This window comes from Kordia sp. E (assembly GCF_056033805.1).
In genome coordinates, this window is sequence record NZ_JBRASR010000004.1 from 263906 (window position 1) to 276950 (window position 13045).

A 13045-nucleotide genomic window follows, 5' to 3' on the forward strand; every position below is an offset into this window, starting at 1 on the left:
AATAGTAATAGCAATCGCTAAGAAAAAATTATTTCTTTTTCACTTCGCTTACTTCTTTCGCTGTATAAAAGTTTTCTGTTGTATTTCCCCATGAATTTGAAGTATAATTCATGACATCTGCAATTTGTTTATCATTCAGTCCTAACGGAGACATGATTCCTCTATATTTTACACCGTTTACTGTAATTTCTCCTTTCAATCCATATTTAATTGATCGGATACTTTCTACTACTTTATCCGTTAACCAATCTGATTTTGCCAATGGTGGAAATGCTTTGGCAACACCTTCTCCATTGCCCATGTGACATTGTGCACACACATTCGTATACACAGCTTTTCCTCGTTTAAAACTTGCATCTATATCTTTTTTTGACGCATCAGAAACTCTCGCAAATGTTGTTACTACTTGTTCTATTTCTTCTGTACTCTCAGCTTTAGTTTCAGTTTCTTTTGTTGTTTTTACAACTTGTTTTCCACCAGAGTTTTTCACCATTTTATACACTCCTTTTCCATCTATTCCTACATAGATATGACCATCTGGACCTTGACGAACCGAACGTACACGTCCAATTCCATCTAATAATTTTTCACGCTTCGCAACTTTATCATCTTCTGTTAAGACTACTAATTCTAAGTATTGAAATTTTAACGAACCAACGACTAAATGTCCTTTTAATTCAGGATATACGTTACTTGTTACAAATGCCATTCCGCTTGGCGCAATTGATGGAACCCAATAATACAATGGCTGTTGCATACCTTCACGAGCTGTTTCTTTTGTAATTGTAGTTCCGCTATAATTGATTCCATATGTAATTACTGGCCAACCATAGTTTACAGCTTTTGTTACCGGATTTATTTCATCTCCACCACGTGGACCGTGTTCATGTACCCAAATTTGTCCTGTTCGCGGATTTACAGCCATTCCTTGCGGATTTCTATGTCCGTAAGAGAAAATAGCTGTCTTAGCATCTTTCTCGTTTACAAATGGATTGTCTTCAGGAATACGTCCATCATCGTGCAAACGATATACTTTTCCACCATCTCTGGTAATGTCTTGTGGATTTTCATCACGTTTTCCACGATCACCAATTGTAAAGTATACATATCCATCTGCATCAAATACAATTCGAGAACCAAAATGATGTGCCGTTTTTACGTTTGGACTTCCTTGATATAGTTTTTCAATAGAAACCAATGCGTTATCTTCAAGTTTTGCTCTAATTAACGCAGTATGACTTCCTTTTTCTTTTTTGTCTATAATTGAATATGTAATGTAAACCCATCCATTTTGTTCATATTTTGGGTGTAATGTTACATCTAATAATCCACCTTGATTACGTGCAAAAACTTCTGGTACATTTTTGATTGCTGTTTTTTTACCATCTTTTACATGATATAATGTTCCTGAACGTTCTGTGATTAACATACTACCATCTGGTAACCATGTCATTCCCCAAGGAATATCAATTCCGTCTACCACCAATTCAGAAGCATACGTTTGTTGATCTACCGTAATTTCTTCCGTTGTTTTGATCGCAACTAATGGAACACTTTTTTCTGTTTCTACTTTTGCAACTTCTTTTTGCTTTTGTCCACAAGAGATAAAGAACAAAGAAGTCAATACAAATAAACCTAGTGATGATTTCATGGTGTGTATATTAAAAGTTTAAAATTTATAGTTTAATTGAATTCCGCCATACATGTTAAACGGTAATCCTGGATAAAAATAACGTGCATTTGTATCGTTTCCAAAAGCGTTTACTTGCAATTGTGACGCATATGCGGTATCAAATATATTGTTTGCTCCGATAGAAATGTCATATTCAAATTTTCTTCCAATCGAATTCTGATAGCCTAGTTTTCCGTTTAGCAACTTAAAAGCGTCACTATATACGGTATTTTCATCATTCGCAGGCATTTCTCCAACTGCTTGAAAATCTAAACGTCCGTAAAAACCACTTCTATTCGTCATTTCAAGTCCTAAATTTACGACAGATTTTGGAACTCCCGTGAGGTCATTACCAGAAAAGTTTGCATCTGTTTCCGTAAATTCTTTGAAACTGAAATCATTTATACTTGCATTCGCATACGACTGAAGCGTAAAGTTATCGTTTTTAATGAGTTCATAACGAAGTGTTGCTTCTATTCCTTTATGCGATGTTTTCCCTGCATTGAGCGTTATATTCTGATCTGTTGCTGTTCTCCTATTCACTAATAAATCACTCACAGCCATTGTATAGATTGAAACTGAACCTGATAATTTTCTGTTTGTTGTATGAAAACGGGAACCAATTTCATAATTCCAGCCGCGTTCTGCTTTTATTTCTGGATTGAATACACCGTTAGGTAATAAAGTTTCTTCTGTGGTTGGTGTTGAGAAACCGTGTGCAATGGTTCCATACAGATTCACATTTTTTGAGACTTCATAGTTTACACCTAATTTTGGAGAAACAATTGCGTCAAACTTATAATCTTCTTCACCATCTGAAGTATTAATTTGATCTTCAACCGTATATTTTGTTTGATTCAGATGCAATCCAAAACTGATTGATAATTTTTTTCGTGTGTAAATTGCCTCTGCAAATAGGTTGAAATAGTTTCTACTTTCGTCTATATCTGATAGTATATCGCCTGCAACACTTCCTGTTCCATCAGGAAAATCTTGATATAGATTGTCAAATTGTTTCCCGTTGTAGTTGTTAAAGAACAATTCGCCACCAACAGACCACTTTACCGTACTTTCTTCAAACACTTTCGCAGCTAACAAACGTGTACGAACTCCAAATGTCGTTGCTTTTTCTTCTAATATATTAAAAGGTCGTGGTTCATAGTTGTTGTTGAAACTTGTAAATACACTTGTCTTTTGTGTGTATGAATCATTATAGTTGTGACTCCAATTGATTCCAAATAGTGTTTTTTTGAAATCTTCAAAACCACGTGCATTTTTCCAGAAAGTTGCTGCATTCCGTGGAGAATTGTCAAAATCTTCACGATTTAACGAACTTGGAATAAATGCTTTGAGACTTGTATAGTTTCCAATAAACGAAAGTTCATTTCTATCATCTACCAACCAATTCGATGTAATTGTTGCCGTTGCCTTATCCAAAGAATTGTTATCACGATATCCATCAGAATGTGTATTGCTATAAATGACGTTTACATTCGCTTTTTTGCCGCCATGCATCAACTTGGCAACGGTTCTGAATAGTCCAAAACTTCCAACTGTGCTATATACATTTGCGCTTGACACATTATATTTTGCATATTCAGGATATAATAAAATTGTTCCACCAAGTCCAACACCGTAACTACTTGAAGAAGGTCCTTTGTGAATTTCCATGCGTGAAATAGATGCTAGTTCTAAATCTTCAATTGCTGATTCGCCATTTCCGTCTGTTAATGGAATGTCAGCATAATACGCACGAATGTTTGCCGTAGAAAATGGACTTCGCGCGCCAATTCCTCTAATGGTAATTCTATTTGTATTCAGCGAACCACTTTGCATATACACACCAGGAACTCTGTTTAAAATCGGCGCTAACTGCACTGTGTTTTCACTATTAATTTCACTTTTTGTAACAATATCAACTGATTCTGCTACAGTTTTTAATTTTTGCTTGATAGTAATTCCATTGATGACAACTTCGTCCAAAGCATTTGTTATTGGATACAAAGCTATAATTGTATTACTTCCAGTAATAGACTGAACAATTTGAGTTTCATAACCTTCCAACGAAATTGTTAATCTAGTATCTATTGCGGATTTTGTTTCAATTGAGAACTTTCCTTTTAAATTGGTTTTTACGACTACTTTAGTTTCAAAATTAGTCACTGTTACATTGACTAAAGGAATATTCGTCGATTGATCAATCACAGTTCCTTCAACAATATATTGCGCCATAACAGCAGTTGTAGAACTTAAAAATAATAGAAAAAGAAAAAAGGATTGTAGAAGTTTTGTTGGCACGCTTTATTTTTTAAAGATGTGAAGCTACGTAGATTTTAGATGATTTGTAAATTGAAGTAATAACTTTAACACTTATGATCCGTTTTGTTGGATTATTTAATGTGAATATATCTTGATAAATTCAATACTACTTTACAAATTCATTTTTCTTTTTAATGTACTTTTAACAATCAATCAAAAAACAAATATTTTAGCATATGAAACAATCAATCGTTCACATTGCCTTAGTTGTAAAAGATTATGATGAAGCTATAGAATTTTACACAAAAAAATTACATTTTGACTTGATTGAAGATACGTATCAACCAGAACAAGATAAAAGATGGGTTATTGTTGCGCCTCCAAATTCAGTAGGAACAACAATTTTATTAGCAAAAGCTTCTAAACCTATACAAGAAGACTTTATTGGAAATCAAACTGGCGGAAGAGTATTTTTATTTTTAAATACTGATGATTTTTGGAGAGATTATAATGAAATGGTTGCAAAAGGAATTGAATTTGTCAGAGAACCAAAAGAGGCTGATTATGGAACTGTTGCCGTTTTTAAAGATTTGTATGGGAATTTGTGGGATTTATTACAATTAAACCCTGAGCATCCAATAGCAAAAAGAATAGGATAATATAATTTTTAATCATGAATAAAAAGTATCAAGAGACATTCAAGACATGGAATAAGATAGCACAATTGTATGAGGATATCTTCATGGATATGGATTTGTATAATGATACCTATGCCCTTTTTTGTGAGTCATTATCAAAAAAAGATGCTGCTATTTTAGAAATTGGTTGCGGTCCAGGAAATATTACCAAACATCTTACAAAGCAACTTCCAAACATTGTTATTACTGCGATTGATGTTTCTGAGAATATGGTTACGCTGGCTAAAAAGAACAATCCTACAGTTGATTGCATGGTGCTCGATTGTAGAAATATTGCTGAGATTAATCAGAAGTTTGATGGAATTATGTGTGGTTTTACCATTCCGTATCTTTCTAAGTCTGATTGTGTACAATTGTTTTCCGATTGTTATAATTTGTTACATAAAGATGGAATTCTATACCTAAGTTTTGTTGCTGGAAATTATAAAAATTCAGGCTTTATTTCAGGAAGTACTTCTAGCGATCGTACTTATTTTTATTACCATGAACTTGAAACAATTCAAACTACATTGAAAACACTTCACTTCAATATATTTTCAATCATTGAGAAAGAATATAAAAAATCTGACGGAAGTATTGAAATTCATACCATTATAAACGCTAAGCGCAAACGTTAAACTTTCCCTATCTTCGCAGCAATGAATACACTTGATATCAGAACCGTAAATGTGGTTCAATATATAAAACCATTACGCGAAGGCGGATCGCTTCCAGCTATTGTAAAGGCAGACGATGATTTTCTGTACGTACTGAAGTTTAGAGGCGCTGGACAAGGTAAGAAAGCGCTCATTGCAGAATTGATTGGTGGTGAATTGGCACGTGCTATTGGATTGAAAATTCCTGAATTGGTGTTTATGAATTTAGACGATTCATTCAGTAAAACCGAACCTGATGAAGAAATTCAAGATTTGCTAAAGTTTAGTGTTGGTTTAAATCTTGGTTTGCATTTTTTATCAAGTGCCATTACGTTTGATCCTTTGGTGAAAGAAGTTGACGCAAATACAGCTTCCAAAATTGTATTGTTAGATAGTATCATTAGTAATATTGATAGAACTGTAAAAAACACCAATTTACTCAGTTGGAATAACGAATTGTGGGTCATTGATAATGGTGCAAGTTTCTATTTTCATCACAATTGGGCAACTTGGGAAAATCATTTGACACGTACATTTCCTTTAGTCAAAAATCATGTGTTGTTAGGTAGCGCAACAGCATTGAAAGAAGTTGCTTCAACATTTTCAACATTACTCACAAAAGAGAAGATTGTAGAAATTGTCAATACAATCCCTGAAGATTGGTTGTTACACGAATCGAATGATTTATCACCTGATGAAATGAGAACTTCATATATAGCATATATAGAAGCCAAATTGGCAATGATTGATTCACTCGTAAAAGAAGCAGAAGATGCAAGATAAAGTTACATTTGAATACGCAATCATTCGGTTTATGCCGAAAGTAGAACGTGAAGAATTCTTCAACATTGGCGTGATTTTATTCTCGAAACGAAAAAGGTTTTTAGACTTAAAATATCATGTCGATCCAAAAAAAATAGAAGCATTTTCATGCGAAATTACATTGGAAGAAATTACCGAATATTTAAAAGCTTGGGAAGCCATTTGCAAAGGTGCTCCACATGGTGGCGCTATTGGCGAATTTGAAGTTTCGGATCGTTTCCGATGGTTGGCAGCTTCCAAAAGCACCATGATATTATGTTCACCAACACATGCAGGTTTTTCTCATGATCCAGCAAAAGAATTGGATGATATTTTTGAGAAAAATGTATTGTAGGTATTAGAAGCTACAAATTGTATAACAATCTCAAATAAAAATGGTTAGATGTATATAGACGGAGTTGTGCATTTTAATAAAGTTGATTTTGAAGTAAATGATCAAGATTTCTATACATTTCTAATGTACTTAGGCAAACCTTTTACAGGAACGCTTAAGGAAGAAAATATGACGACAGAATTCAAAAATGGAAATGCCCATGGAGAAGCTTTTGAATACAATAAAAATGGAATCCTTATTTATTATGCTGTCTTCGAAAATGGAGATTATGTCCTTTGGAAAAGTTGGTACCCGAATGGTCAACCAAAAGAAGATTCTGAACTTGGACGAATTTGGAACAAAAATGGAATATTAGTTAAAGATGATAATCATTGGTTACACAGAAGCAATGGAGCGCCAAAAACACAAGGTGATCCCTATAAAAATGAATTGATTTATTTAGCGCCTAATGGAGAAATTGCTGCTAAGGATATAGAAACAGATTCAAAACCTGCTTATATATATTTTGATGATGTATTATTTGAGTGGTATGATGAAATTTTAAAAAATCCATGTCCAGAGCTAACAGCCGAATTTCATTACACAAACAGTCATACGCGTTTTATTTGGGGATGGATTTGGACACTATTTAAAAAAGATCGCAACAAAGCATTTGATTTACTACAAAAAGTAACAAAACACGAAAATAGAGCAATGGCAAAAGGTGCTATTGAAATGTTAGATGATTTAAAAAAAGGTGTCGATTTAAAATATATAGAATCACGCTGGTTATAAAATTTAGAAATCTTCTTAATTTTAGTATCTTGGAAAAGAAAGTAGAAAATTATAAAAACTGCTTTACTTTATCATGAAAAAACAATTCCAAAATACATGTTTACTTATTCTTTCACTTTTCAGTTGTGTTGTGTATTCACAAACAAATTGGGATACAAAAATAAAGCAAGAACTTCCTAGTATTCTTGAAAAACACCGTGAATTAGTCAGTATTCCTAATGTTGCTTCAGATGAAGAAAACATGATGAAAAATGTTGATTGGGTTACGAAAGCTTTTCAAGAACTCAATTTTAAGGTTTCCATATTAGAAACCTCAACATTACCAGTATTCTTAGCTGAAAAGCAAGTAGACCCGAATGCAAAAACAATCTTATTCTATTTACATTTAGATGGACAAGCGGTAAATCCTGCAAAGTGGAATCAAAAAGATCCGTTTCGTCCTGTTTTAAAAGAGCAAGATGATGATGGTGTTTGGCAAATTATCAATTGGTCACGCATTAAAACACATATCGATCCAGATTGGCGTGTGTTTGGTCGTGCTGCGGCTGATGACAAAGCGCCAATTATTATGATGTTGTCCGCGTTAGAATTCTTGCAAAAAGAACAAAAAGAAGTACAATACAACGTAAAAATCATTCTCGATTTACAAGAAGAAACACGTTCAGAAGGCTTTTTGAGTACATTGAAAAAGTATAAAAATAGATATGCTGCCGATTATATGATTATCATGGACGGACCAGCGCATCCTACCAATAAGCCAACATTAACCTTTGGTTGCAGAGGAATTGCTACCTGCAATATTAGTATTTACGGCGCCAAATTACCGCAACATAGCGGACATTATGGAAATTATGCGCCAAATCCAGTTTTTAGCATGTCGCATTTATTGGCAAGTATGAAAAATGGTCAAGGAAAAGTCATTATTGATGGTTTCTATGATGGAATTGAATTAGATGAAAATACACAACAATTATTATCACAAGTTCCGGATGATAATCTTAAAATTCAAAAAGACTTAGGAATTTCAAAACCTGATGCAGTTGGAAAAACGTATCAAGAAGCATTACAATATCCTTCATTGAATGTTCGTCATATAGAAACTTCTTGGAAAGGTCCAGGATTAAAGACCATTATTCCAGAAATTGTAACTGCGTATTTAGATGTTCGGTTGGTAAAAGAAACCGATGGAAAAGCACAATTAGCAAAAGTCAAAAAGCATATTGAAGCACAAGGATATTTAGTGTTAGATCGTAAGCCAATCAATTCAGAACGTTTGAAACATGCTAAAATTGCTACAATTAGTATGAATCCAGGCGTTAATGCATTTCGAACAGATATCAATTCATTTATTGGAACAAAGTTGCGTACAACTATCACAGACGAATTTGGTAAATCGCCTATTCTCATTAGAACTATGGGCGGAACAGTTCCGATTACACCAGCGATACAAGTATTAGATATTCCTGCAATTATTGTTCCGATGGTAAATATGGACAACAATCAACACAATCCGAACGAGAACATTCGCATTGGAAACATTTCACAAGGAATTAAAATGTGTTTAGCAATTTTATCAATGAAACTTTAGTTTGCATTTTCAACTATGTTTAATGCGCGATTTAAAAGACACGTCTTTTGACTTTCGATTTTTTAGACTTGTTAAATTTATCGTTACTTTATAAAGTATATACTAACCTAAGTTCGATATATATTTCATTTAAATAAAAATTTTGAAATTCAGTTTTTATTTTCGTTTTCTTTGATCGCACAAAGAAAAGAAACAAAAGAAAGTGCGTTTTTCCAGAGGTGTTTTTAATTTTTCTTTTTGGGAAAAATTAAAACTGCAATGATTTTTCAAAATTTTTTCCAAGGATTCAAAAATTCTTAACGAAAAATCTCTGCTATACTACGGAAAAGAAGAAAATCACTTTTTATATTTATATCAAATTCACGTTACTACTAAGATCTGAATACTGAAAATTAAAACAATATCTCAATACCAATAAAAAAATGCCAAGAATAGAATACCGCGTATATGTAATAGAACTTTCGAAGCGTGTGTTTACGGAAAACACCAAGTTTCGTTTGGCAAATCCGCAATTCAATGGCGTATTGGAATGTTTGTATGTTGGCATGACAAGTAAAACTCCGAAAGAACGTTTTTCACAACATAAAACTGGTTATAGAAATCAAAAAGGGCACAAACTTTCTTCAAATATTGTTCAAAAATATGGTTTGTATTTACGCCCAAGTTTGTACAATCATATTGGTCCGTTCCCTACTCGATTACAAGCATTAAAGATGGAAAAAATACTTGCATTAGAATTACGCAGAAAACGCTATGCAGTTTGGTTTAATTGAGTTTAACCTATTGAACTTAGTTAAGTTTTAGAATTATCAATAAAGTAATGTTAATACAGTATCTTTACATTACCTATGAAAAAAGTTATTCCAATATTACTTATCATATTTCTATTGAACAGTTGTTCTGATGGACGAAAAAAAGAAGTTTCAACAGAAAAAAAAGCTGTGACAACTGATCTTTTAAACATAAATTATCCGCTAGATAGTTTATTGTCATTTGATTCTGAAGAAGCACTTAAAAAAGTTTTTGGTAAGCATGTTAAAAGATCTGTTGGTTATTTCCCTGAAGGAATGGGCGAATATGCAAATACATTATTATTTCCTGATTCAAAAAATCAAGTGGAATTTGTTTGGGAAGATGATTCTTTAAAATATAACAAACTGCAATTTATACGCTTATCGGGTAAAAATACCGATTGGAAAACGAAAGAAGGTATCACTATTGAAACCGATATGAAAACACTTGAAACTTTAAACAAGCAATCTTTTGCGTTTTCTGGTTTGGAATGGGATTATGCTGGAGCTATTGATTGGAAAAATGGTTATTTGACTGAACGAAATATATTTGGAAGTTTAGCGTATCCTACTGATTCAATGCCTATGGAGTTTATGGATTTACTTGGCGATCACACCATTGAAAGCTCTTCCGAAATTGCTCAAAAAGCAAATTTAATTCTCACTGAAATTATAATGAAATCTTCTAATTGAATCAAAAAGACTCACAATTATACATTACAAAAATGAGCCTTTAAGTTTTTATTATATAGTTAACATTGAGAAACATCGTGTTGTTCACATTTTGGACATAAATTAGTTGGCCATTCTGCTGAACTCATAATTTGCTTTAATTGACTTCCATCAGTTAGTTTTACATCATATTCAAAAACATTTCGAGAATAATGCATTGTGAAATTTGTAAATAATCAAACTTGACTATTTATTTAAGATTTTTTCAAAATAATACTTTATATTCTTTATCTTAATTTTTATAATCAATATCAATCTTTGTATTAAAGATTCCAGCCATTTATTTTATTAAAACCATGACTAAAAAACTATACTATATACTACTTACAATCACTTTTGGAATTATTTCCATTCCAACAATATTTAATATTATTTTTCAAGAACGAATTTTAACTGGAGTTATTAACAAAGCACTTATTAAGCTATTGCTTATACTATTTATTTGCATTGTGGAAATAAGTCTTATGAAACGAACGCTTCCAAAAATAATTGGTTACATACTTTGGATCCTATTATTAATTGGAATTTTATTTAAAATACAACATTGGCCATGGGGAAATGAAGTATTTGGACTAGCTGGATTATTTACTTTAGTAAATTTGGTAATCGCGGCCATCATCGATAAAAATAAAGATTTTTTTCACTTTTTATTATATGCATTTGTATTGCAGCGACTTATTATACTTTTAACACCGGCAAATGAACTCCTGTGGTGGATTGATGTAATCATATGTGTTGTAATTACAATCGTAGGAATTGGAAAAATAATATCTTTGAAAAGTTCAAAAACATAAAAACTAATCTATATTCAAATAGTATATTGAATTTATGTTTAAAAATTAAACAACTATAAATCAAATATTTACAAACAAAGTCGGGCAAATGTCGGGTATAAATCCCTAAAAATTCGTGGACTATTTTAAAGTTAACAAGTAAAATTGTGCAAACGTTTCAAAAATGATTCAACAACCAGCATTAGGAAAAAAAATTGTAGAATATCGTAAAGCAAAAGGATTCACACAAGAACAATTAGTGGAAAAGTGTAATCTAAATGTGCGTACACTGCAACGTATTGAAGCTGGAGAAGTCACTCCTAGAATTTCTACTATAAAGCTAATTTTTGAAGCTTTAGAAATTGAGTTTGAAAATGTAGTTGAAGCAACTACAGAAAAAAATGGAACGTTTGATAAAGCTCCTAATAATTTTTTAGAGCTGTTTAACTTTAAAAACAATTCCATGAAAAAAATCTTTATTTTATTAATTCCAGTGCTTTCTATCGTACTTATGTTTATAGTAATGGCAACAAGAGAACGAACATTTGATGATGCAAACATTAAAAGGTCCGATATTACCGAAACAACCGGACTCTTTATAAAATTTTATAACTCTGGTCAAATTGATTCTATTGGGACTTTATACCTAGAAAATGCAAGTTTTTTTCCTGTAGATCATAAAGAACTACGTGGTAGAACTGCGATTGTTGATTATTATCAAGATGTATATGATGGTGGATTTCGTGTAAATTTTGACAAGCCAACATTTGTGATTATTTCTGATTCTATTGCTGTAGAAAAAGGTATTTGGGAAGGAAATAATAATGGTATATTCTCAGGAACATACTTAACGCAATGGCGTTTAAAAGATGGAAACTGGTTTATTGAAAATACGATGTCACATACACATAACTAGATCATGACAAAGAAATTAACAAAACAAATATTCAGAGTTGTATTACTTCTAGGAACTACAATCTCCATGTTCTATGTCCCTTGGATATTAGTATGGGCATGGATAGTGCCACTACCAAATACAGTTCAGCAACAAGTAGATGAAGCAATTGGTCATGGGTTTGATGGAATGATTGTGTATGTAGATGAAGCCGGGAAACCGCCAGCATTTTATACCGGTGGTTGGAAAGATCGTGAAAATAAAATACCTGCCGACCCAAAATCCTTATTCAAAATTGCGAGTATTAGTAAGTTATATGCAGCAGTATCTATCTCCAAATTAGTAAAAGACAACCGTTTATCTTTAGATGAAACGCTAGCTGATTATTTTCCAGAACTTATAGGTAGAATTGAAAATGCAGAAAAAATCACTTTAAGGTTAATGGTACAACATCGGAGTGGAATTCCAAACTTTACTAATAATCCTGAATTTTGGAAAGACGAACAGGAAAACGGGAAAAAAGCACTCGAATTTGCGCTTGATTTACCAGCTAGTTTTGAACCAGATAAAGGATATGAATATTCAAACACGAACTATTTATTACTCCGTGAGATCATTGAAAAAGTAGTCGGTTATAGTCATCATCAGTATATCAAAGAAGAAATATTGATTCCACTTAAACTAAAAAACACCTTCTTTTCACTTAAAGAAGTAAATCTAGATGATGTTATGAGTGGCTATTATGTTGGTATTCAAAAAGATTTTAAGCCGAATGAAAATGGAATGTTAGCTACCGCGGAAGATGTTGGTATATTCTTGCGTGCATTAAACAATGGATCAGTATTTGATGAAGGTGAACAGGAAATCTACTCCTCTATTTACGTCTACAAACATGGCGGTTTGGTTCCTGGTTATCAAAGTCTCGCTGAATATCATAAAGACATCGATACGGTAGTTGTTCAATTTATCAATACAACAAATTTTGATGGTTACGATTGGAATTTATCAGAGATTGTATACAGTCGTATTGTAAAAATACTTAGGAATGAGAAATAGTTATTGGTACAATACT

14 protein-coding genes are annotated in these 13045 nt (G+C 32.5%); 11 read left to right on the forward strand and 3 right to left on the reverse strand.

What is annotated here, in order from left to right; all coding sequences use genetic code 11:
• Window positions 1-28 precede the first annotated feature (28 nt).
• Complete coding sequence (locus ACUUYC_RS20585; protein WP_474268941.1) at window positions 29-1651, reverse strand: PQQ-dependent sugar dehydrogenase; 1623 nt, start codon at window positions 1649-1651, stop codon at window positions 29-31.
• Between the two features lie 18 nt (window positions 1652-1669).
• The gene (locus ACUUYC_RS20590; protein ID WP_474268943.1) at window positions 1670-3970 is read right to left on the reverse strand and encodes a TonB-dependent receptor; all 2301 of its coding nucleotides are present in this window, start codon (window positions 3968-3970) and stop codon (window positions 1670-1672) included.
• A 197-nt stretch (window positions 3971-4167) separates the two neighbouring features.
• On the opposite strand from ACUUYC_RS20590, the gene ACUUYC_RS20595 reads away from it, so the two are divergent.
• The 8 genes from ACUUYC_RS20595 (at window position 4168) to ACUUYC_RS20630 (ending at window position 10266) form a co-directional block, all read left to right on the forward strand.
• A complete protein-coding gene (locus tag ACUUYC_RS20595; RefSeq protein WP_474268946.1) occupies window positions 4168-4590 on the forward strand; it encodes a VOC family protein in 423 nt (140 codons plus the stop codon).
• 14 nt (window positions 4591-4604) lie between these two features.
• Complete coding sequence (locus tag ACUUYC_RS20600) at window positions 4605-5246, forward strand: class I SAM-dependent methyltransferase (protein WP_474268949.1); 642 nt, start codon at window positions 4605-4607, stop codon at window positions 5244-5246.
• 21 nt (window positions 5247-5267) lie between these two features.
• Entirely contained in the window at window positions 5268-6047 is a 780-nt protein-coding gene (locus ACUUYC_RS20605) for a HipA family kinase (protein WP_474268951.1), read from the forward strand.
• Entirely contained in the window at window positions 6037-6420 is a 384-nt protein-coding gene (locus ACUUYC_RS20610) for a DUF3037 domain-containing protein (RefSeq protein WP_474268954.1), read from the forward strand. Before ACUUYC_RS20605 ends, ACUUYC_RS20610 begins: the two co-directional genes overlap by 11 nt.
• A 48-nt stretch (window positions 6421-6468) precedes the next feature.
• Window positions 6469-7194 (forward strand): toxin-antitoxin system YwqK family antitoxin, encoded by a 726-nt coding sequence (locus tag ACUUYC_RS20615; RefSeq protein ID WP_474268956.1) that lies wholly within the window; start codon window positions 6469-6471, stop codon window positions 7192-7194.
• A gap of 73 nt (window positions 7195-7267) precedes the next feature.
• Window positions 7268-8782 carry a M20/M25/M40 family metallo-hydrolase gene (locus ACUUYC_RS20620; RefSeq protein WP_474268958.1) on the forward strand — a complete coding sequence of 505 codons (1515 nt, stop codon included), beginning with the start codon at window positions 7268-7270 and terminating at the stop codon, window positions 8780-8782.
• 422 nt (window positions 8783-9204) lie between these two features.
• Window positions 9205-9555, forward strand: a complete 351-nt coding sequence (locus tag ACUUYC_RS20625; protein WP_474268960.1) for a ribose-5-phosphate isomerase — start codon at window positions 9205-9207, stop codon at window positions 9553-9555.
• 75 nt (window positions 9556-9630) lie between these two features.
• Window positions 9631-10266: a hypothetical protein gene (locus ACUUYC_RS20630; protein WP_474268962.1), complete on the forward strand. Its 636-nt coding sequence runs from the start codon at window positions 9631-9633 to the stop codon at window positions 10264-10266.
• Between the two features lie 59 nt (window positions 10267-10325).
• On the opposite strand, the gene ACUUYC_RS20635 is transcribed toward ACUUYC_RS20630, so the two are convergent.
• The gene (locus tag ACUUYC_RS20635; protein ID WP_474268965.1) at window positions 10326-10463 is read right to left on the reverse strand and encodes a hypothetical protein; all 138 of its coding nucleotides are present in this window, start codon (window positions 10461-10463) and stop codon (window positions 10326-10328) included.
• 138 nt (window positions 10464-10601) lie between these two features.
• Between ACUUYC_RS20635 and ACUUYC_RS20640 the strand changes: the two genes are divergently transcribed.
• The 3 genes from ACUUYC_RS20640 (at window position 10602) to ACUUYC_RS20650 (ending at window position 13029) form a co-directional block, all read left to right on the forward strand.
• Entirely contained in the window at window positions 10602-11099 is a 498-nt protein-coding gene (locus ACUUYC_RS20640) for a hypothetical protein (protein ID WP_474268967.1), read from the forward strand.
• A gap of 163 nt (window positions 11100-11262) precedes the next feature.
• A complete protein-coding gene (locus ACUUYC_RS20645; RefSeq protein WP_474268970.1) occupies window positions 11263-11994 on the forward strand; it encodes a helix-turn-helix domain-containing protein in 732 nt (243 codons plus the stop codon).
• Between the two features lie 3 nt (window positions 11995-11997).
• Window positions 11998-13029: a serine hydrolase domain-containing protein gene (locus ACUUYC_RS20650; RefSeq protein WP_474268972.1), complete on the forward strand. Its 1032-nt coding sequence runs from the start codon at window positions 11998-12000 to the stop codon at window positions 13027-13029.
• The last annotated feature ends 16 nt before the right edge of the window (window positions 13030-13045 follow it).

Excerpts from the sequence above, each read along its gene's own strand:
- ACUUYC_RS20585 (WP_474268941.1), bottom strand. The coding sequence starts at position 1,651 with ATGAAATCATCACTAGGTTTATTTGTATTGACTTCTTTGTTCTTTATC.
- ACUUYC_RS20595 (WP_474268946.1), top strand. The coding sequence starts at position 4,168 with ATGAAACAATCAATCGTTCACATTGCCTTAGTTGTAAAAGATTATGAT.
- ACUUYC_RS20600 (WP_474268949.1), top strand. The coding sequence starts at position 4,605 with ATGAATAAAAAGTATCAAGAGACATTCAAGACATGGAATAAGATAGCA.
- ACUUYC_RS20605 (WP_474268951.1), top strand. The coding sequence starts at position 5,268 with ATGAATACACTTGATATCAGAACCGTAAATGTGGTTCAATATATAAAA.
- ACUUYC_RS20610 (WP_474268954.1), top strand. The coding sequence starts at position 6,037 with ATGCAAGATAAAGTTACATTTGAATACGCAATCATTCGGTTTATGCCG.
- ACUUYC_RS20615 (WP_474268956.1), top strand. The coding sequence starts at position 6,469 with ATGTATATAGACGGAGTTGTGCATTTTAATAAAGTTGATTTTGAAGTA.
- ACUUYC_RS20620 (WP_474268958.1), top strand. The coding sequence starts at position 7,268 with ATGAAAAAACAATTCCAAAATACATGTTTACTTATTCTTTCACTTTTC.
- ACUUYC_RS20625 (WP_474268960.1), top strand. The coding sequence starts at position 9,205 with ATGCCAAGAATAGAATACCGCGTATATGTAATAGAACTTTCGAAGCGT.
- ACUUYC_RS20630 (WP_474268962.1), top strand. The coding sequence starts at position 9,631 with ATGAAAAAAGTTATTCCAATATTACTTATCATATTTCTATTGAACAGT.
- ACUUYC_RS20635 (WP_474268965.1), bottom strand. The coding sequence starts at position 10,463 with ATGCATTATTCTCGAAATGTTTTTGAATATGATGTAAAACTAACTGAT.
- ACUUYC_RS20640 (WP_474268967.1), top strand. The coding sequence starts at position 10,602 with ATGACTAAAAAACTATACTATATACTACTTACAATCACTTTTGGAATT.
- ACUUYC_RS20645 (WP_474268970.1), top strand. The coding sequence starts at position 11,263 with ATGATTCAACAACCAGCATTAGGAAAAAAAATTGTAGAATATCGTAAA.
- ACUUYC_RS20650 (WP_474268972.1), top strand. The coding sequence starts at position 11,998 with ATGACAAAGAAATTAACAAAACAAATATTCAGAGTTGTATTACTTCTA.